The sequence below is a fragment of the Priestia megaterium genome, from assembly GCF_023824195.1.
Lineage (GTDB): Bacteria > Bacillota > Bacilli > Bacillales > Bacillaceae_H > Priestia > Priestia megaterium_D.
Map to the genome: position 1 here is coordinate 5,094,068 of NZ_CP085442.1, position 21,320 is coordinate 5,115,387.

General features: G+C 39.3%; 17 protein-coding genes and 1 pseudogene. 6 read left to right on the top strand and 12 right to left on the bottom strand.

The features are described 5' to 3' along the window. Nucleotides 1-109: 109 nt before the first annotated feature. From cydC to LIS78_RS26515, 8 genes are all read right to left on the bottom strand, one after another. Entirely contained in the window at nt 110-1,855 is a 1,746-nt protein-coding gene (gene cydC, locus LIS78_RS26480) for a thiol reductant ABC exporter subunit CydC (protein ID WP_229754508.1), read from the bottom strand. Next, complete coding sequence (cydD, locus tag LIS78_RS26485) at nt 1,855-3,567, bottom strand: thiol reductant ABC exporter subunit CydD (RefSeq protein WP_195781522.1); 1,713 nt, start codon at nt 3,565-3,567, stop codon at nt 1,855-1,857. Before cydD ends, cydC begins: the two co-directional genes overlap by 1 nt. Then, the gene (cydB, locus tag LIS78_RS26490; RefSeq protein WP_195781521.1) at nt 3,567-4,583 is read right to left on the bottom strand and encodes a cytochrome d ubiquinol oxidase subunit II; all 1,017 of its coding nucleotides are present in this window, start codon (nt 4,581-4,583) and stop codon (nt 3,567-3,569) included. The genes cydD and cydB overlap by 1 nt, the downstream gene beginning before the upstream one ends. Continuing rightward, the gene (locus LIS78_RS26495; RefSeq protein ID WP_195781520.1) at nt 4,570-5,976 is read right to left on the bottom strand and encodes a cytochrome ubiquinol oxidase subunit I; all 1,407 of its coding nucleotides are present in this window, start codon (nt 5,974-5,976) and stop codon (nt 4,570-4,572) included. Before LIS78_RS26495 ends, cydB begins: the two co-directional genes overlap by 14 nt. Before the next feature lie 300 nt (nt 5,977-6,276). After that, nucleotides 6,277-6,732 carry a threonine/serine exporter family protein gene (locus LIS78_RS26500; protein WP_013059882.1) on the bottom strand — a complete coding sequence of 152 codons (456 nt, stop codon included), beginning with the start codon at nt 6,730-6,732 and terminating at the stop codon, nt 6,277-6,279. Between the two features lie 14 nt (nt 6,733-6,746). Continuing rightward, a complete protein-coding gene (locus LIS78_RS26505; RefSeq protein WP_252284512.1) occupies nt 6,747-7,508 on the bottom strand; it encodes a threonine/serine exporter family protein in 762 nt (253 codons plus the stop codon). A 144-nt stretch (nt 7,509-7,652) separates the two neighbouring features. Next, entirely contained in the window at nt 7,653-8,663 is a 1,011-nt protein-coding gene (locus tag LIS78_RS26510; protein WP_195781519.1) for a LacI family DNA-binding transcriptional regulator, read from the bottom strand. 95 nt (nt 8,664-8,758) lie between these two features. Then, nucleotides 8,759-9,535 (bottom strand): alpha/beta hydrolase, encoded by a 777-nt coding sequence (locus LIS78_RS26515; protein WP_252284513.1) that lies wholly within the window; start codon nt 9,533-9,535, stop codon nt 8,759-8,761. Between the two features lie 190 nt (nt 9,536-9,725). Between LIS78_RS26515 and LIS78_RS26520 the strand changes: the two genes are divergently transcribed. Next, the gene (locus LIS78_RS26520) at nt 9,726-11,111 is read left to right on the top strand and encodes a sugar porter family MFS transporter (protein ID WP_209150802.1); all 1,386 of its coding nucleotides are present in this window, start codon (nt 9,726-9,728) and stop codon (nt 11,109-11,111) included. Between the two features lie 33 nt (nt 11,112-11,144). On the opposite strand, the gene LIS78_RS26525 is transcribed toward LIS78_RS26520, so the two are convergent. Together LIS78_RS26525 and proB are read right to left on the bottom strand one after the other, a co-directional pair. Beyond that, nucleotides 11,145-12,389, bottom strand: a complete 1,245-nt coding sequence (locus LIS78_RS26525; protein WP_195781516.1) for a glutamate-5-semialdehyde dehydrogenase — start codon at nt 12,387-12,389, stop codon at nt 11,145-11,147. Next, the gene (proB, locus tag LIS78_RS26530; RefSeq protein WP_014457700.1) at nt 12,386-13,219 is read right to left on the bottom strand and encodes a glutamate 5-kinase; all 834 of its coding nucleotides are present in this window, start codon (nt 13,217-13,219) and stop codon (nt 12,386-12,388) included. The genes LIS78_RS26525 and proB overlap by 4 nt, the downstream gene beginning before the upstream one ends. A gap of 243 nt (nt 13,220-13,462) precedes the next feature. Here proB and cstA point away from each other — a divergent pair, with 243 nt between their 5' ends. The 4 genes from cstA (at nt 13,463) to LIS78_RS31525 (ending at nt 17,587) form a co-directional block, all read left to right on the top strand. Beyond that, nucleotides 13,463-15,271 carry a carbon starvation protein CstA gene (gene cstA, locus LIS78_RS26535; protein ID WP_014457699.1) on the top strand — a complete coding sequence of 603 codons (1,809 nt, stop codon included), beginning with the start codon at nt 13,463-13,465 and terminating at the stop codon, nt 15,269-15,271. A 123-nt stretch (nt 15,272-15,394) separates the two neighbouring features. Further along, entirely contained in the window at nt 15,395-15,574 is a 180-nt protein-coding gene (locus tag LIS78_RS26540; protein WP_229754507.1) for a hypothetical protein, read from the top strand. A 276-nt stretch (nt 15,575-15,850) separates the two neighbouring features. Further along, nucleotides 15,851-17,311 carry a catalase KatA gene (katA, locus tag LIS78_RS26545; protein WP_252284514.1) on the top strand — a complete coding sequence of 487 codons (1,461 nt, stop codon included), beginning with the start codon at nt 15,851-15,853 and terminating at the stop codon, nt 17,309-17,311. A 153-nt stretch (nt 17,312-17,464) separates the two neighbouring features. Further along, nucleotides 17,465-17,587 carry a hypothetical protein gene (locus LIS78_RS31525; RefSeq protein ID WP_286676937.1) on the top strand — a complete coding sequence of 41 codons (123 nt, stop codon included), beginning with the start codon at nt 17,465-17,467 and terminating at the stop codon, nt 17,585-17,587. Between the two features lie 50 nt (nt 17,588-17,637). Here LIS78_RS31525 and LIS78_RS26550 read toward each other — a convergent pair. After that, nucleotides 17,638-17,796, bottom strand: a pseudogene (locus LIS78_RS26550) (ATP-binding protein); the annotation flags it as partial. 281 nt (nt 17,797-18,077) lie between these two features. On the opposite strand from LIS78_RS26550, the gene LIS78_RS26555 reads away from it, so the two are divergent. Then, entirely contained in the window at nt 18,078-19,529 is a 1,452-nt protein-coding gene (locus tag LIS78_RS26555) for an alpha-amylase (RefSeq protein WP_195781514.1), read from the top strand. Between the two features lie 28 nt (nt 19,530-19,557). On the opposite strand, the gene LIS78_RS26560 is transcribed toward LIS78_RS26555, so the two are convergent. Continuing rightward, nucleotides 19,558-20,991 carry an anion permease gene (locus LIS78_RS26560; RefSeq protein ID WP_209150804.1) on the bottom strand — a complete coding sequence of 478 codons (1,434 nt, stop codon included), beginning with the start codon at nt 20,989-20,991 and terminating at the stop codon, nt 19,558-19,560. Nucleotides 20,992-21,320 lie beyond the last annotated feature (329 nt).

The following is a 21,320-nucleotide window of genomic DNA, read 5'->3' on the forward strand; positions in this document are numbered from 1 at the left end:
CATACTCTTTTCTTTGAATCCAAGCTGTTTTCTTTCGTTCGACACATATTTTACTTGTGTTTGTCGAATTTCACTTTATTATCAAATAATAAAAAGCCTTTAGCTTCTGCTAAAGACTTTTTGCCGGATGATCCAATTCATATAGCTTTTGATAGTGACTGTTCGTCGCAAGTAATTCGTCATGCGTTCCGCGAATGGCTACCTTACCATCTTGCAAGAATAAGATTTCATCCATCTTTTCCATCCCAACTAAATTGTGCGTAACCCAAATTAAGGTTTTGTCTTGAAGAGTTTCAAAGATAGTGGATAACAAACGTTTTTCAGTCACGGTATCCAACCCTGCAGTTGGCTCATCTAGCATGACAATTGGCGTGTGCTGAAGCAGAACACGTGCTAACGCAATCCGCTGACGTTCTCCTCCCGAGAAGCGCTGACCTGTTTCGAGCATGGACGTTTGATATCCTTGGTGTAAACCTTCCACAAGGGAGTGCATATTCACTTGCTTCATTGCCTCAATTACCTCTTCTTTTGTGGCCTCTTCATTAGCTAGTAATAAATTGTTGGCTACGCTTGTATTAAATAAATATGGATTTTGATTTAATACAGAGATGAGTTTTGGTACATCTTCACGAACTTCAGCAACAGACTGACCGTTTAGTTGAACTGTACCTTCTGTAGGTAATAAGGAGCCTTGCAGCAATTTTAATAGAGTCGATTTTCCAGCTCCACTCTTGCCAAGAATCGCAATTTTTTTCCCTTGCTCGACTTGAAATGAAAGATCATGAATTACTGACTCCTCCTCATTACTATAGCGAAAGCTTACATGCTCAACTTTTAATCTAACCGAATTCCATGAACCTTTATAAGGTAGAGAAAGAGTATGTTTTTTCTTTTCGTTCACATCTTCCCAGTTCTTTTCCATTGCCTGTACTCTATTTAATGATTCTTCAAACTGAGGAATCTTTTCTACTGCATTAGATACTGGCAGCAGCGCTTCAGATAAAGGAAATACTACTAAAATAAAAGCAGCAATAAACACACCTGCAAGCTCTTTATCTGCAAAAAGAGAAGCCCCAAACCAAATCATTGTGACAATTAAACCTGCTACAATAAGTTGTCCAAACAATTCTCGGTAATACGTCCATAGTTTAAGCTTACGATCCATGCCGTCTAACTCATTTTCTGTTTTGTTATACGAATGAAAAAATGACTGCTGCTGACCGCTTAACACCCAATCAGCAACTCCTAAAAACCCGTCTGTGACCTTGGCATATAACTGTGCTTTGCTTGATTTATATCGCTGATTGGCTGCCTTCATATGCCAAAGGGAAAAAAGCGGCATCACTACTACTAATAAAAATAAATAGATGGCAATCAAACATGCAAACTTTAGGCTAAAGAATCCTAAAGCTACAATCGAAATAACGTATAAAATAACAGCTGAAATTGTTGGAAGAATGGTACGCAAGAACAAGTCTTGTAAACTTTCAATATCTTCCGCGAGAACTCCTAAAACATCTCCTGTTTGATAGCGAGATGTAGCAATTAACGGTTCAATCAAATGATAAAGACGTGTACGCATTTTAGCTAAAATACGAAGAATAAAATCGTGACTGACAAGACGCTCCGCATAACGGAAAGCTGCTCGGCTTAAACCAAATGTACGCACAAGTACAATTGGAACATACACCAATAAAATTGTTTCTGGCTGTAAGGAAGAAGCTGAAATCAAATAACCTGACGTGAACATTAGCGCGCAAGCAGAACTAATCGTTAACAAGCTTAGTAATAAGATAGAAAAGATACGATATTTATATGTTTTAAAATAGGGCCATATCCAACTTTTATATTTCATCATATCTCCTCCTCTTCATGTAAAAATTGATAGTAAGCTCCTTTTTTTTGAATCAGTTCTTGATGATTACCGACTTCTGCAATCTTTCCGTCCTCTATTACAACAATGAGATCCATGTCTTTCATCCAATACAGACGGTGCGTAGCTAAAATAAATAACTTCTCTTGGAACATCGTTAAAATATCTTGCTTTAATTCATATTCCGTTTCAATATCGACTTGTGCCGTTGGTTCATCAAGCATAATAATAGGGCGGTCGCTTAGAAATGCTCTTGCTAGAGCAATTCTTTGAGCTTGGCCGCCGCTAAGCTGCCGTCCCCCATCCCCTATCATTTCATTTTCCTTCTTAGGCATCTGTTGAACCGTTGATAAAAGTCCTGCTTTCGTTAAAGCATCTTCATAATCATATGAGCCGCCTCTGTCTTGATAAAATTCAATATTTTCTTTTACTGTTCCATTAAAAATAAATGGGTGCTGAGGGATATACGTAATCTGCTTTTGCCAAGCATCTGAGCGTAAATCAATTGGCACGCCGTTTACTTCAGCAGAGCCTTCTGTAGATTGTACAAAGCCACTTAATATATCAATAAGCGTCGATTTTCCAGCTCCGCTTTTTCCTATGATTCCAATTTTCTTCATTCCTTTAACATGCAGTGACACATCTTCAAGAGAAGGTGGCTGCTCTTTGTCATATTTTACGGTGATATGACGTAAATGAAGTTCACTGTTTTCAGTCCAACTAGGAACGTCTTCTTTTTTATCCGACGGTTTTTCAGCCTGCTTCACAATCTTAATTAATGCATCTCCGGATTCTTTTCCGTCTAATGTTGCATGGTAATCGTTTCCGACTTCTCGTATCGGCAGGAAGTATTCAGGCGCCAGCAATAAAATCATAAGTGCAGGCTCTAATGTCATCGAACCATTCACCAGCCGCAAACCAAGCATAACAGCCACGATGGCTACAGATAACATCGTAAAGAAATCTAGAGCAAACGTAGATAAAAAAGCAATTCGGAGCGTTCCCATTGTCGCTTTTCGATAACGGTCACTGACTCTTTCAATCGTTTCAGCATGTTCCTTACTTTTCCCGAGAAATGTTAAAGTTTCTAACCCTCGAAGCGAATCTACAAAGTGGTTGGACAACACGTGATATGTCTCCCATTGACTATCTATTTTTTTTTGTGCAGCCAGTCCAAGCAAAATCATAAATAAAATTAAAATTGGCATGGTCACAAGTAAAATAATGCCTGAAAGCCGATCATGGTACCAAACGAAAGCGAGCACTAGCCAAGGTGTAACGCTAATGGCGGCCAGTTTAGGCAAAAACAGCTCGAGATAAGCGCGAAGCTTCTGTAGGCCTGTGGTGATGAGCGTCACCAAGTTTCCTGTTCCTTCATCTTTGGTAAAACGCGGTCCTAATGCAAAAATGCTTTTCATGACTATCAAACGAAGTTCCTGAGTCGTTTTGACTCCAAATTGATATGCCGTTTTTTTTACTATAAAACCTATGATCTGACGAACCATAAAGGCAGACAAAAACAATCCGATTGCTTTTGTCTGCGAAGTTAAACTTTCACCACGAAAAAGAGCGGTAATTACTTCGGCGAGCCACTTAGCTTGAAAAATAATGGCTACACTTTGAATAGTAATAAGCCCTATTAACATGGCAAGAACCATTTTTATTCCGTTGTAAACCATTAAATTTCTACCCATTAATACTCCATATGCTCCTTATGATCTACACGTTTTCTGAAAACGTAGTAGCTCCAAATTTGATAACCTAACACAAAAGGCAGTAACGCAATAGCAGCGTAAGACATAATTTTTAAGGAATAATTCCCTGATGCTGCATTATGAATCGTTAAACTATAGCTTTCATTGATTGAACTAACCAAAACGGTTGGAAACAATCCTGCAAATATAGAGGAAATTGATAAAATTAAAATTAAGCCAGACATAGCAAATGCCCATCCGTCTTTTTTACGTGTAAGGAAAAATCCTGCTAGTAAATACACGAAAATACCGATGAAAAATGTATATAGCATCAAGCGGCTATGATTACTGAATAAATCTGTTTCAAAAAACGTCATGCCTGAAAAGATAAGAAGTAACAAGGCATTTACAGGCAAAAGCTTCATAGCGACCTTCCGTGAACGATCTCTAATATCGTCCATCGTACGGATCGTCGCAAAAATAAGTCCGTGCCATAAGCAAAGCATTGTTAATGTAACGCCGCCTGTTATGGTATATAGATTAACAATATCCGAAAAGCCAGCATTCATTTGCATGTTGCTTTCAACAGGCAGTCCTTTCATTAGCGCTGAAAATAAGACGCCAAAAATGAGCGGTGGAAAAAGACTTCCAAAGAATATAACCCAATCCCATGCATTTTTCCACGCTTGTTTTTCAACTTTTCCTCGAAATTCAAATGCTACACCGCGGCCAATAAGCGAAAGCAAAAGAAGAACAAAAAGAACATACGACCCGCTTAATAGCGTTGCATACCAGTTTGGAAAAGCGGCAAACATAGCACCGATTGCTGAAATTAGCCAAACTTCATTTGCATCCCAAAAAGGACCGATTGTATTAATAAAAGCTCGTCGCTCTAAGTCGTTTCTTCCTAAAAAACGAGACACCATTCCAATCCCAAAATCAAAGCCTTCTAAAAAGATAAAACCAACAAACAGAATGGATACTAGTAAATACCAGAATTCATTAAGAGAAAACATTGTATCCCTCCTTTGTAAACGGATCAGTTGATACTACTTTTGTATGTGCTTCGTGATCGTGATCTGGACCTTTTTTAATTTCTTTAACGAACAAGAACACCATAATCACAGCTAAAATTAAATAAAAGAACGAAAACGAGATAATAGAAAACAACAATTCACCTGCTGTTACACCAGGAGACACGGCATCTTCCGTTTTCATATAGCCAAATACAACCCAAGGCTGACGGCCAATCTCTGTCATAATCCAACCTGCTGAGCTTCCAAGGAACGGAAAGGCAATGGCAATCGTCATAATACGTAAAAATAGTTTGCTTTCTTGAAGTTTTTTACGAGAAAGCAAGTACGTGCCCCAAATGCCTAATGCACATAATACGCCACCCAGACCAGCCATAATGCGGAAACTCCAAAATGTTGTCCGAACGGGTGGAATATAATTTCCTGCTCCATATTTCGCCGTATACTGCTCCTGCAGCTCGTTCATTCCAGGAACGGAACCTGAAAATTTTCCGTATGATAAAAAGCTTAATAAATAAGGTATTTTGATTTCACTCGTATTTTTCTTTTCATCAGGGTGAATATTAGCTGTTACCGTCCAGGCGCCTGGACTTCCGCTGTTTTCCCATAATCCTTCACTTGCGGCCATTTTCATCGGCTGTGTTTTAACTAAGTATCCAGCCTGTTCATGACCAGATAGCGCAATTCCTACACCTGAAACTAACCCTACAATGATGGCAACTTGAAATGATTTTTTGGCAAAAGTCAAATGTTTTTTCTTCAAGAGCATAATGGCACTGACACCCGTGATAAAAAAGGCGCCTGTTGCAAACGAACCTAAAATTGTATGAGGGAATTCAACCCACAGCTGACCGTTTGTTAACAATTTAAAGAAGTCATTCATTTCTAAACGGCCATTATTCAGCTCCATTCCAACCGGATGCTGCATAAAAGAATTAGCCGTTAAAATAAAGAACGCTGAAAAAATAGTACCTAGACTAACAAGCCAAATACATAGACAGTGCAGCCATTTAGGCAAACGATCCCACCCGAAAATCCACAGTCCAAGGAAAGTGGACTCCATAAAAAACGCGAGCAGTGCTTCAATAGCAAGCGGCGCACCGAATACATCTCCTACAAACCGTGAGTACTCTGACCAGTTCATGCCAAACTGAAATTCTTGTAAAATACCTGTTACGACTCCGACAGCAAAGTTAATCAGGAATAAGTGCCCCCAAAACTTTGCCATCCTTTTATACTGTTCATCTTTTTTTACTACGTACATCGTTTCCATGATCGCTACTAAAAAGACAAGACCGATAGATAGCGGTACAAAGATAAAATGAAACAGCGTCGTTGATGCAAATTGAATACGTGATAGTATAACTGTATCCATCTTCTTTCTCCTTTCATATATAAGAACATTCATCATTTCCATAGATACTTTGCTCATTTCTGAGCATCTTTTACGTACATTGTGAAACAATGAGCATAATAATTCGAGAAATATGCTCAATATTTCACATACATATGTAATATCTCTCTTTCTATTTACATAGTATAGTCTATTTTTTTAGCTGTGCACGTACATTGTTTGAACGTTTTTAGACTAAAACGTGACTTTCTTGTGACAAAAAAGTGAAGGATCTCTTTATTTTTTCATAAAAAAAGCACGCTCTGATTTGAGCTTGCTTCTCTACGGTCGATATTTTGCTTTGGCATTTAATTTAGATTGACGAATGATTTGGTTAATGACTTCAGAAAATACAATACCAATGGCAATTGAACCTGAAATCATAAAGGCTTTCGCTGCAAGACTAATCGCTTCATTATAGTTATTTTCTACAAAGTTACGCATGGCATCGTATGCTGTTCCTCCTGGAACTAGCGGAATAATACCTGCTACGGTGAAAATAATGATCGGCGTTCGATAAATTTTTGCGTAAATTTGACTAATAATAGCAATAAAGAAGGCCGATGCAACTGTGCTTGGAATTTCATCTACGCCATAGAACGTTAGCAAATAGTAAATGAGCCAGCCAATCATTCCGACAAAGCCACTTTTTAATAATGATTCACGTGGAACATTAAAAATGATCCCAAACGCTGCTGAGGCAATAAAACTTGTAATTATCTGCTCTACGATATGCATATGATGCCTCCCTTCTATAGAAGCGTAAATACAATGGCAATACCTGCACCAATAGCGAATGCCGTCAGAAACGCTTCTGCTCCTTTTGATAATCCAGACAATAAATGTCCCGCCATTAAATCTCGCACTGCATTGGTAATGGACAAGCCAGGAACCAGAGGCATAACGGATCCAATAATAATTTTATCAATTTGCGTGCCTAGTCCTGAAGCGACTAGAAGAGCTGATAAAAGTCCAATAACTAACGAAGCGGTAAACTCAGCAAAAAAGCGAATCGGAATAAGACGGTGGAAATACACCACGGTTAAAAATCCGAGACCTCCTAAAAACATAGCTGGAATAAAGTCCGTCCATAAACCTTGAAACATGATTAAAAAGCATCCGCTAGAAATGGATGCAGCTGCAAGTTGAACCCATAGTGGAAAAGCTACGTTCGTTGCTTCAATTTCTTGTAGCATTTCGTACGCTTCCTCCAAGGAGATGTTTCCTTGACTGATTGTTCTTGAGACGCTATTTACCATGGTTACTTTTTTTAAATCTGTCGTTCGTTCGGAAATACGAATTAACTTTGTTTTCGTCGGTTCTTTCGTTTCAAGTGAAAACATAATCCCTGTTGGCGTCACATAGCTGTGGGATTTTTTTATACCGTAAGACGCTGCAATCCGCATCATTGTGTCTTCTACTCGATACGTTTCTGCTCCGCTTTCTAACATAATTTTACCTGCTAGTAAGCTAACGTCCATAATTTCATATTTATCTAATTTTTGTTGTGTCATCAAATCGCTCCAAACATATTAAAGCTTGGTTTTTTCCCCTACAGCATACAGTGTATAAGAAAGAGGGAAGTGGACGCAATGGTTAATGCAAAAAAGTGTGGACTTTTTGTCTCACACTTTCAGGAATAGTATATACATTCCTTATCAATTCATACGTTTTGTGGTCTCACGCTCTACTAATACAGGTGCCATTGTATACTGTACCTGATCTATTTCTTGCTGATCCTGAATTTGCTGAAGTAAGAGGTTTACTGCTTTTTCAGCCATTTTTCCCATCGGTTGACGGATGGTTGTTAGTGGAGGATGCGCTTCACTAGCTTCTGTAATATCATCAAACCCTATAACAGACAAATCTGCTGGAACGTGAAGCCCGTTTTGCCACGCACAGTGTATCACTTTCAGAGCAATGTAATCCGTAGCACAAATAAGCGCAGTTGGAGGCTCTGGATGATGAGCTAGCTCATTTATAAACTGATATAGTTCATCTGAGTTATTCATATCTTCTTTCACAAACTTTGCGTTTGCTGACGGTACATACTGATAAAAAAGAGACAGACGGTGCTCGACTCCGCTTACAGCTTTCCCAACGAACCCTATATTCTTATGACCAAGGTCCGTTAAGTGAGCAACAGCTAATTGCATTCCCACCCCATCATCTACATGTACAATCGGCCAAAGTGCAGAAGAGGCGTCTCCTGTGAGAGAAACGTAAGGCGTTTGATATTGTTTTAATACATCTACAAACGGATGCTGAGCAGCTACATAGTCTAATAAAATGACCCCATCAAACCAATGGTTCATCATAACATTTAATTGACGCTCAGCCGTTGTTTCTTCGTAATCCGTATGTCCAATAAGAACATCCATCCCTCGACTTTGGACTTGTTGCTGTACCTTTTTTAATAGTTCAATTAGAAACGGATCTTTTAAATCTCTAATTAATATCCCGATAATCCCTGTTTTTTGGGCCCGCAGAGCTGCCGCAAATGGATTCGTCTGATACCCTAAATGAGCTGCTGCTTTTAGCACTTTTTGTTTAGTTTTTTCACTGATTTTAATTTTACCGTCTTTATTATTGAAGATTCTTGATACCGTAGCTAATGAAACACCCGCTTCTTTTGCTACTTCTGTAATCGTGACTTTTTTTCTCCCCATTCGTACCGACTCCCATTTCCTTTTAGTCTATCGACCAAGTAAACATTTTTCTTTATTATACTACTAGAAGCCGGAACCACCGAAAACTACCTTCCCTACTTTTCACTAAACAGCCACTTTAACACATCTTGAATTTTTTGATCCCAATATGCCCAGTCGTGACTTCCTTTTTCTTCTTCATATGTAAAACAAATAGGCTCTTGCTTACATCGCTCGGAAAAACGTTTATTTTCCTGATATAAAAAATCTTCCGTTCCACAGCATTGATAAATACGCGGAGTCACTTCTCCATAGCGCCGGCGATTTTCAAGCAGCCAGAAAAGATCATCCTCAGGTCTAATAACAGGCGGCATGCCAAAAATCAAAGGATAATCCAAGAACTGAACTTCTCCTCGCCCTCCAAGCCCTTCAACGTCCATCACTCCTGATAAACTGGCAGCTGCAGAAAATTGATGTGGTTTGCGAAACGCCCATTTTAAAGCGCCGTACCCTCCCATAGAAAGACCAGCTACAAAATTATCTTCTCTTTTTTCCGATAACGGAAAAAATGATCTAGCCAATTGAGGAAGTTCTTCTGTTACAAACGTCCAATACTTCTTTCCATAAGCCATATCTCTATAAAAGCTACGATCTACATTTGGCATTACAACTGCAAGTCCTAATTCTGATGCGTAGCGTTCAATCGAAGTTCTTCTCATCCATATCGTATGATCATCAGAAAGACCGTGTAATAAATAGAGCGTAGGGTGTTTCTCACTTCTTGTATTGGTTTGTAAACCAATTTGAGATTTTGTTTGCTGCGGTATCAAAACGTTCATTGAAGTACTTATTTGCAATACTTCTGAAAAAAAATCACATTGCATAAACGCCATATTTCTCTTCCCCCCTATTTTTTCTTCCCTATTGATTGATAACAAAACGTACATAATTCATATAAAAGTTAAAAAATAGTTTGATTATTTATAATTTTTAGTTTAACATAAAAACATCTTTTATGAAAACGTTTTACGTATAACGTTTTTTTAATTAAAATAGTGACCGTGATTCAAAGGAGGAATTTATATGGGGATAGTAAAAGTAACTTCTGACGAGTATAAGGAGCAAAAAGGAAATCTATTTTTTGTGATTTTCATTTCATGTGCAGCTGCTTTTGGAGGGTTACTTTACGGCTATGACACAGCCGTCATTTCAGGAGCTATTGGGTTGATGGAAGTGCATTTTAATCTTAGTCCAACGATGGTAGGTTTTGTTGTATCTAGTCTGCTGCTCGGTGGTGCCGTTGGGGTACTTGCTTCAGGAAAACTGAGTGATCGATTCGGTAGAAAAAGCATCTTACTTTTAGCACCTTCTTTATTTATCGTATCCGCAATTATGCAAGCGCTATCTTCATCCATCTCTTTTGTGATTATTTCTCGAATTATTGGAGGACTAGGCATTGGTATGGCTTCTGTTCTTTCTATTACCTATATTTCTGAAATAGCCCCTCCGCACATGCGCGGCCGCTTAGGCTCTCTTTATCAATTTGCTGTTGCCATTGGGATTGTTTCTGTCTATTTTGTAAATGACTACATTTTATCTATTGGGGAAGACGCTTGGCAGAATTCCACGGGATGGCGCTACATTATCGGTGCTTCTGGCATTCCAGCTCTTTTATTTCTTCTTATCCTTTCTCCTGTTCCTGAAAGTCCGAGGTGGCTGGTAAAAGCAAACCGCACTTTAGAAGCTATGGACATTTTAATTAAAATCAATGGTACACACATTGCACACCAAGAGCTGTATCATATTGAGCAATCGTTAAAAGAAAATCAGCGGGCTTCTCTTTCGCTTTTTAAAGAGGCAGGTCTTCGAAAAGCGTTGCTTATTGGTATTCTACTTGCAGCCTTTCAACAGCTTGTCGGAATTAATGCCATTATTTATTACGCCCCGCAAGTTTTTGAAGCAGCTGGAGCTAGAGGAGATTTATCGCTCCTTGTTACGTCTATGATTGGTGTAGCTGCCTTTTTAGGAGTTCTTTGTTCCATGTGGCTTATCGACCGGATTGGCCGCAAAGCTTTATTGCTTATTGGCACAGCTGGTATGGCCGTTACGCAGCTTCTCGTTTCCTTTGGATTTCATTCTCAGGGTACTGAAGGGTTGACTACAAGTTTACTTATTGTTTTTTATTTATTTCTTTTTAATATTTCTATGGGACCCGTTGTATGGGTTGTGATTTCTGAAATTTTTCCTAATCACGCGAGAGGCTATGCAATGTCTATTTCCACGTTTTTCTTGTGGATAGCTAATTGGTTTGTGTCTCAGTTTTTCCCTATTCTTTGGAACAAAGCTGGAGGATCTTTTACATTTTTATCCTTTATGATTATGTGTATCGCTTCATTTTTGTTTATATGGAAGTGGGTTCCAGAAACAAAAGGAAAGTCACTTGAAGAAATTGAACATATATGGAAATAAAAGAAGCCTGAGCATATGCCTCAGGCTTCTTTTTTATCGAATTTGTCCATCTCCGTAAATAATATATTTTAGCGTTGTTAATTCCTTTAATCCCATCGGTCCACGCGCATGAAGCTTTTGTGTACTAATTCCGATCTCTGCCCCGAAACCAAACTCTTCTCCGTCCGTAAACCTCGTTGAAGCATTCACATAAACAGCGGCTGAATTAACGCGCTGTAAAAAACGCTGAGCATGAGTATAATTTGTTGTTACAATCGCTTCAGAGTGATGTGAACTATGAACATTAATATGGGAAATCGCTTCATCGATATCATCTACGATTTTAACCGCCATGATGAAATCTAGATATTCTTTCTTCCAATCCTCATCCCCTGCTGGAACAAGATCTGGAACGATTGTTAGCGCACGTTTATCACCGCGTACTTCTACATCTTTCTCTCGTAGCGCTTGAACAATAATCGGCAAAAATTCATGAGCCGCTCGTTCATGAATAATCAGCTTTTCGGCTGAGTTACACACCGCTGGACGAGATGTTTTTGCATTAATGACAATATTGGCCGCCATGTCACGGTCATATTCTTCATCAACATAAATGTGGCAGTTCCCGGTTCCTGTCTCAATAACGGGAACCGTTGCATTTTTTACCACCGCTTCAATTAAACCAGCACCGCCTCGAGGAATTAATACATCGATATATTCATTTAGTTTCATTAACTCCAGTGCTGTTTCTCTCGACGTATCTTCAATAAGCTGTACACTATGCTCAGGCAATCCTGCACTTGCCGCTGCTTGAGATAATACAGAAACAATCGCTTGATTTGAATAAAACGCCTCGCTGCCTCCGCGCAAAATAACCGCATTTCCTGCTTTTAAGCATAAGCCTGCTGCATCACATGTAACGTTTGGACGTGCTTCATAAATAATTCCTATGACACCAATAGGTACACGCTGCTGCCCAATTTGTAAGCCATTTGGTCGCTTCGCCATAGACAGCACTTCTCCTACTGGATCCGCAAGCGCAGCTACTTGGCGCAGGCCGTCTGCCATTCCATGAATCCTCTCTTCATTTAAAGATAGGCGATCTAACATCGCTTTTGACGTGCCTTTTTGAACGGCTTTTTCTATGTCTAATTCATTGGCTTTTAAAATCGCTGCTTGCTGACTCAATAAAGCAGCCGCCATTTTATAAAGCGCTTGCTGTTTTTGTTCGCTCGTTACATTTCCTAAGAAATAAGAGGCATCTTTTGCCTGCTTTCCTTTAAGCTGCAATTCACTCATTTCATTACTCCTTCAGCTTGTTTTAAGAATAACGTTCCAATTTCTTGGCCTTCAATAATATCTCGCAAAATACTTGGCTCTTTACCATTTGCTAAGATTAAGCTCACACCTGCACTTGTAGCTGTTTTAGCAGCGGTAAGCTTTGTGACCATTCCGCCTGTTCCAACGTCAGTTCCACTATCTCCAGCAAAATTCTCAAGCTCCGGTGTGATGCCATCTATTACTTTCATTAATTTAGAGTTAGGGTTTTTTGTGGGATCTGAATCAAAGAAACCGTCAATATCAGATAAAATAACAAGTAAATCTGCGTGAATCAAAACTGAAACAATGGCGGATAAATTATCGTTATCTCCAAAACGCACGATGTTTTCAATCTCATCGATTGCAACTGTATCGTTTTCATTCACAATAGGAATCACTTTGTCTTCAATTAATTTTTCAAACGTGTTCACAACGTTATTGCGCACATGTTCATCTTCGATTACATCTTTCGTTAACAGTACTTGACCAACGATGTGGCTGTACTCACCAAAGAATTTACTATAGATATGCATAAGCTCACATTGCCCGACAGAGGCCGCTGCTTGTTTTTCTCGAATAGAAGTTGGCTTTTCTTTTAACTTTAGTTTTTTTACTCCCACTTGAACGGCACCTGATGTAACAAGCACAACTTCTTTTCCTGCGTTCATTAAATCAGATAAAACACGCGCTAGTTTTTCAATGCGTGCTAAGTTAATATCTCCATTATCATAGGTCAACGTAGATGTCCCTACTTTGACTACAATACGCTTGCTATTTTGTAACTCTTGACGATGGTTCACTCTTTTCATCTCCCTAACTAAAAACACCTAAATGCGTACTAATTTTTTTAAAATTATAGCAGAGATTATGCGAAAAGTCTTATAGTTTTTCAAAGGGAATTTGAACTTTCTAATTTTTTAAATAATTAAGGGAAAAACTGGTGATAAAAGCGCTTTCTTCTTTTATAATGAAAGTTGTAAGGGGAACACACAATTACATAACGTTGTGTAGTAGTACAAACATCAGACAACTAAGGGATAGGGGGATTTGTAATGAATGCGGTTACGATTGTTATTGGATCCATCTGTATTTTAATGATTGCGTATCGGCTTTATGGAACATTCATGGCTGTTAAGGTCTTGAAACTAAACGATGCGCAAAAAACGCCAGCACATGAGCTTGAAGATGGAAAAGATTATGTGCCAACCAACCGATGGGTAACATTTGGTCATCACTTTGCAGCTATTGCAGCTGCGGGTCCGCTTGTTGGACCTATTTTAGCAGCTCAGTTTGGCTATTTGCCCGGACTGCTCTGGCTTTTAATAGGAGCTGTAATCGGAGGAGCCGTTCACGATGCAGTTGTGTTATTTGCATCTATGCGCCAAAAAGGCCAGTCGCTTTCAGAAGTGGCTAAAAAAGAGCTGGGACCCGTCGCTGGTTTTTGTACAGGTTTAGCTATGCTTTTTATCATTACCATCACAATGGCCGGTTTATCTATGGTCGTGTTACACGCACTTGAGAAAAATCCTTGGGGCACATTCGCTGTTGGAATTACGATTCCGATCGCAATGGGGGTAGGTATTTACCACAAAAAAACCGGTAATTTAAAAGCGGCTTCTACCGTCGGCTTTATTTTAATTTTAATCGCCGTATTTAGCGGTCCTTATATTCAAGGAACAGCTTTAGGAGATTTTTTAACGCTAGATATTAAAACACTTTCAATTATTCTTCCCGTTTATGCATTTTTCGCAGCGGCCTTGCCCGTTTGGCTGCTTTTAGCACCTCGAGATTATTTAAGCAGCTTTATGAAAATCGGTGTCTTTATCGCGCTGATTGTAGGCGTGTTTTTCGTAAATCCAGCAATTCCATTTCCTGCAGTTACTGAATTTATTCACGGAGGCGGCCCTATTTTAGCAGGACCTGTGTGGCCGTTCATTTCCATTACGATCGCCTGCGGTGCTATTTCCGGCTTCCATGCATTTGTTGGTTCAGGAACAACCCCTAAGATGCTCGACCGTTGGAGTGACATTAAAGTTGTAGGCTTCGGCGCGATGTTAGTCGAATGCTTAGTAGGAATTATGGCATTAATTGCAGCAACAGCTTTACATCCTGGAGACTATTTTGCAATCAACTCTACACCTGAAGTGTTTAAAACGCTCGGTATGAACGTGACAGCTCTTCCTCAGCTTAGCCAAGAGATTGGTCTAAACTTAGAAGGCCGTACAGGCGGCGCTGTTACACTGGCTGTAGGAATGACGTACATCTTCACGGAAATTCCTTGGTTCAGCCACCTGTCTTCTTATTTTTTCCAATTCGTCATTATGTTTGAAGCAGTGTTTATTTTAACTGCTATCGACGCTGGCACACGCGTTTCCCGCTATTTAATTCAAGACTTTTTCGGTGAATTTTATAAGCCTTTGAAGCGAGTAGACTGGCTTCCCGGGTCAATTTTTGCAAGCGCCCTAGCCTGTTTTATGTGGGGGTACTTATTATTCTCAGGAGATATTGGCTCCGTTTGGGCGCTGTTCGGCGTATCGAATCAGTTAATGGCCTCTATTGGTTTAATTATTGGAGCAACCGTCATTCTTAGAATTGCAGATAAACGCTCCTATATGCTTACTTGCCTTATTCCACTAGCCTACCTTTACGTAACGGTTAACTATGCGGGTTATTGGATGGTTAAGAATGTGTATTTGAATGAAGCTGCGGCAGGTTACAGCATATTAAATGCGACTCTTTCTATCATCATGCTTATACTCGGTCTCATTATTATGATAGCCGCGATTCAAAAATGGACACAGCTTTGGCGCACGCCTCAGGCTGAGCTGGCAGCAAAAGCAAATTTATCACAAAATATATAAAACGAACGAGGCTAGAACAAAAGTAGTTTAGTTGGTTGAAGGAAGATCCGAACGATAAACCGTTCGGATTTTTTCATTGTTTAGGGTTAACATGGATTTAATCTCTTTAGTGGCTTCTAGCTGTTGGTTGGAGGGCACAGGGAAGACTCCTGCGTGAAAAACGGAACAGATGAGACCCCGCAGGAGCGTAAGCGGCGAGGAGGCTCATCGGCCGCCCGCGGAAAGCGAAGTCTTGCACGGAAATCAACAGCGGTGTCACAAGCGATCCATAGGAGCTCCTTTATTCCAGTTGTTCATCTTTAGATTGGATCGATTTCGTTATGTCTCAGCCTCGTTTTTGATGTAATAATAGCAGGTCAAAATAATTGCACACCAAGCATTTTTATTATTAAACTAAATATACTATACAGAAAATTTTTAAAATAGTTCGTACACTTCACATGCTTATACCCCCCCACTGACTACATCTCAAAATCAACAAGTTTAATTATAATAATTATAAAATAGTATTGATTTTTTATTTAAAAATGTTATTATTGTTTCTAACATAATAAAATTCAAATAAGAGGTGGTTCTAAGATGACAACAAACAAGAATAACCTAACGACTAGTTGGGGAGCTCCGGTTGGAGATAACCAAAATTCAATGACCGCTGGTTCACGCGGCCCTACTTTAATTCAAGATGTTCACCTTTTAGAGAAATTAGCCCATTTTAACCGAGAGCGTGTTCCTGAACGCGTAGTACACGCAAAAGGCGCCGGTGCCCACGGTTATTTCGAAGTGACAAACGATGTTTCAACCTATACAAAAGCAGCTTTCCTTTCTGAAGTAGGAAAACGAACACCTCTATTTGTTCGCTTTTCAACAGTAGCTGGTGAAAACGGCTCAGCAGATACTGTTCGTGATCCTCGCGGATTTGCTGTTAAGTTTTATACAGAAGAAGGAAACTACGACTTAGTCGGAAACAATACACCTGTATTTTTCATCCGAGATGCGATTAAATTCCCTGACTTTATTCATACACAAAAACGCGACCCTCGCACGCATTTAAAAAATCCAACGGCCGTGTGGGATTTCTGGTCCCTGTCACCTGAATCTTTGCATCAAGTTTCTATTTTGATGTCTGATCGCGGTATCCCGGCAACGTTACGCCATATGCATGGATTTGGCAGCCACACATTTAAATGGGTTAACGCCGAAGGAGACGGCGTCTGGGTGAAGTATCACTTTAAAACAGAGCAAGGCGTGAAAAACCTGTCTCCAGACGTAGCCGCAAAGCTAGCTGGTGAAAATCCAGATTATCATACCGAAGATTTATTTAATGCTATTGAAAAAGGCGATTTTCCTTCATGGAAGCTGTACGTTCAGATTATGCCATTAGAAGACGCTGATACGTATCGCTTTGATCCGTTTGATGTCACAAAGATATGGTCACAAAAAGACTATCCGCTAATTGAAGTGGGTCGCATGGTCTTGGACCGCAATCCGGAAAATTATTTTGCAGAAGTGGAGCAAGCTACATTCTCACCTGGAACGCTTGTACCGGGAATTGACGTATCACCTGATAAAATGCTGCAAGGTCGACTATTCGCATACAGCGACGCACATCGCTACCGCGTAGGTGCTAATCATCAAGCGCTACCGATTAACCATCCGCGCAATGAAGTAAATAACTATCAGCGTGATGGTCAAATGCGCTTTGACGATAACGGCGGCCGTTCTGTTTACTACGAGCCAAACAGCTTTGGCGGTCCGACAGAATCTCATGAAAACAAACAAGCGGCATACCCTGTTTCAGGCGTTGCGGATAGTGTTGCATATGATCATAACGACCATTACACGCAAGCAGGTGACTTATACCGCCTTCTAAGCGAAGACGAGCGTACACGCCTAGTTGCAAACATCGTTGAAGCTATGAAGCCTGTAGAAAAAGAAGACATTAAACTGCGTCAAATTCAGCACTTCTACAAAGCGGATCCAGAGTACGGAAAACGCATTGCAGATGGTTTAGGATTATCTTTTCCGCAGCAAGTAAAATAAATTTATCAGTTTTCTAAATGAAAAAATAAAGGTATTTTTCTCATTATAGATTCTCGTTCATTCTCAATTAGTTTAACATTTTATCAATAAATAAGTATCCATATTTTATGGATACTTATTTAAATTCTTGTAAAAAGAGGAAGGGATGAAGAAATGATTGGACAAGAAATCAGATGTAATCAGTGTGATAGAGAAATAAAAGTACTAAAGCACAGTACTCTTTGCGGTTGCGGAATAAAATTAATAACGCTAAAAAAAGAGAAGCAACCAGCATAATGAGGTTGCTTCTCTTTTTTTACTAGATATGCTGTTTATATTCACTCACATTAAAGAGTAATCGTTACTTTAAATAAATCTCCGTCAATTTCAATATTCAATTCTCCTCCGTGCAAATCAATAATTGACTTAGCAATAGCTAACCCAAGTCCGGAGCCATCGGTTTGTCTTGAGGTGTCCCCTCTTTTAAATCGTTCAAACAGCTCATCACCTACAACTAAAACCACATATTCGTTCATTGATTTCTCGCACTCCTTTCAAAAGTATATCATGGGTCATTTCGTCTATGGGTTTTACTGTAAACTGCATTTTTCAAGAAAAAAGAAGAAAACATTTTAAGATTTTCTTAAGCTTCATATATTGAAAAAGGTTTAAGGAATAGGGATAACAGGAACGTTAAAAGAAAAAAATATAATCAATTCCTCATTTGATTTTAAAGAACTATCCTTGAGCGATTATATCTTTTTATTTAAAAGGAGGATGATTTAACTTGGAACGGAATCATACAATTATGCAATTTTTCGAATGGCATGTGCCAGCTGATGGCGAGCATTGGCAACGCCTCAAAGAGCTCGCTCCTCAACTAAAAGAACAAGGAATTGATTCCGTGTGGATTCCCCCGGTTACAAAAGGTGTTTCATCAGAGGATAATGGCTACGGCGTTTACGACTTATACGATCTTGGCGAGTTTGATCAAAAAGGAACCGTTCGCACAAAGTATGGAACCAAGCAAGAGCTGCATGAAGCGATTGATGCCTGTCATAATCACGGAATTAATGTCTATGTGGATATTGTGATGAATCATAAAGCTGCAGCAGATGAAAAAGAAACGTTCCACGTCATTGAAGTAGACCCCATGAACCGAACAGAAGAAATTTCTGAACCTTTTGAAATTGAAGGGTGGACAAAGTTTACATTTGAAGGGCGCGGCGATCAATATTCTTCTTTCAAATGGAACTTTAATCATTTTAATGGCACTGATTACGATGATAAAAATGGAAAAGAAGGCGTTTTTCGCATTGCCGGGGAAAACAAAAGCTGGAACGAAAATGTCGATCAAGAATTTGGCAACTACGATTATTTAATGTTTGCGAATATTGATTACGATCACCCTGAAGTTCGGGAAGAAATGATCAAATGGGGAAAATGGCTAGCAGACACCCTGCAGTGCGACGGTTATCGATTAGACGCCATTAAACATATTAACCATGATTTTATTAAAGAGTTTGCCCACGAATTGTCCTCTTCTCAAGAAAAGCCATTTTATTTTGTGGGAGAGTTTTGGAATCCAGAGTTAACAGCCTGTCAGGAATTCCTAGACGTGATTGATTATCAAATCGATTTGTTTGACGTATCGCTGCACTATAAACTGCATGAAGCCTCTCAGCAAGGAAGAGATTTTGATTTAACCACGATTTTTGATGATACATTAGTCAAAACTCACCCTTTGAATGTTGTCACATTTGTAGATAACCATGACTCTCAGCCAAATGAATCTTTAGAATCTTGGGTAGAAGACTGGTTTAAACAAAGTGCTTACGCTCTAATTTTACTTCGTGAAGACGGCTATCCTTGTGTGTTTTACGGAGACTATTTTGGGATAGGCGGAGAGCACCCAATTGAGGGAAAAGAAAAAGATATTTCCGCTCTCTTGCACGTACGCTATGACAAAGCATACGGTCAGCAAGACGATTATTTTGATCACCCGAATACCATTGGATGGGTAAGGCATGGTGCAGAGGAATTTGAGAAGTCTGGATGCGCTGTGGTGATGTCAAACGGCGAAGATGGCGAAAAGAGAATGTTCGTCGGTGAGCACCGAAGCGGACAAACGTGGATCGACTTCACAAACAACCGAGAAGATCAAGTTGTGATTGAAGAAGATGGCTACGGACAGTTCCCTGCAAATGGCGGCTCTGTATCCGTTTGGGCTGAAGCATAAAAAAACAGTGGCCTGCGCCACTGTTTTTTTACCATAGACCTAGCAGTTTCCACCACAAGCCGCCAATTCCAATCCAAATGATAATATGAATAATTGAAATTAAAAAGCCGAGCGACCACCATTTTTGCTGCGTTACGTATCCACTACCGAAGAACACCGGTGCCGGTCCACTGCCGTAGTGAGTTAAACAGCCAAATAAATTGCTAAAGAACGCTAAAATTAATGCTGACAGTAACGGAGGCGCACCAGCGGCCACGATGACAGATAAAAATGCTGCGTACATAGCGCTGACGTGAGCCGTATTACTCGCAAAAAAGTAGTGAGAATAAAAATACGCAACAGCTAGTACAATCAACGCCGTCATCCAAGACATATGACTAACAGTGCCTTTCATCAAATCACTGAACCAAGGGATCATGCCTAGATCATTTAAGAAGGTTGCCATCATAACCAAAACAGCAAACCAGACTAATGTATCCCATGCTCCCTGTTCTTTTTTGATGTCCGACCAGCTTAATACTTGCGTTAAAAGCAGCGTACATAGACCAATAAAAGCAGTTGTTGTTGCATTAATATTTAAATTAGCCCCAAAAATCCACAGCACAAGAAGAAGTAAAAATACGCCAATCATGTACCATTCTTCTTTCTTTAGCGGACCCATCTCATTCAATTTTTTCACTGCAATTTCAGATGCTTCCGGTGTTTCTTTTAATTCTGGCGGATACAGCTTATAAATAACAAGCGGAATAACAATTAAACTAATAATTCCAGGTACAATTGCAGCTGCTGCCCAGCCAACCCATGAAATAGTCTTTCCTGTAATTTGTTCTGTCATTTTAACAGCAAGAGGATTGGCCGCCATTGCCGTTACGAACATAGCGGATGTAATCATATCTGCTTGAAACGATACTTTTGTCAAGAAAGCACCGACTCTGCGCTCCGTACCATCCCCAGCTCTTGATCCATATGTTTCAGATAAAGAACGAATGATTGGAAGAATAATTCCTCCAGCTCGTGCTGTATTAGACGGCATTGCAGGTGATAAAAGCAAGTCACTTACGATAAGAGAATACGATAGTCCCAACGTCTTTTTACCGAACAAACGAACAAAGATATAGGCAACCCTTGTTCCTAGACCAGTCTTAATAAAACCTCTAGAAATAAAGAATGCAATAACGATTAACCAAATCGTCGTATTTTGAAAACCGCTGAGCGATTGTTCAAGTGTTAATGTATTAGTTAATACAATAATGGTTAAAGATAAAATAGCTACACTGCCTAATGGCAATGGTTTAATGATAAGCCCTACGATAGTAGCCACAAAAATAGCGAATAAGTGCCAAGCCTTCACATCAAGTCCGGACGGAGGTGTAATAAACCATAAAACAAGTCCGATTGCCAGACAAATTAATAAAGGAATAAATTTCACTTCGCCGGCAGGCTTTTTTGTTGTTTCAGCCATAATCTTTCTCCTTTCATGTTTTTAAATAATAGTAGTAGTATGCTCTTTCTACTTCGTACCCAATACTTATCCCATTTAAAATAAAATAATTGTAAAAATACGTTTCATAAGGATGATATTGTAAAATTGTGAAGTGTTGAGCATAATTCATTTATTATTTTATCATACATATTGACAATATTTATCTTTTACCTTCATTTTATTCGTTTCAAAATAGCTTGTAAGCGTTATTTTATTCACAATAAATAAGAGGTTGAGACATAACTAAATGAATTCAATCTAAAGCTCACAAATGGGATACATGGGCTTACATGGATTGCTTGTTACAC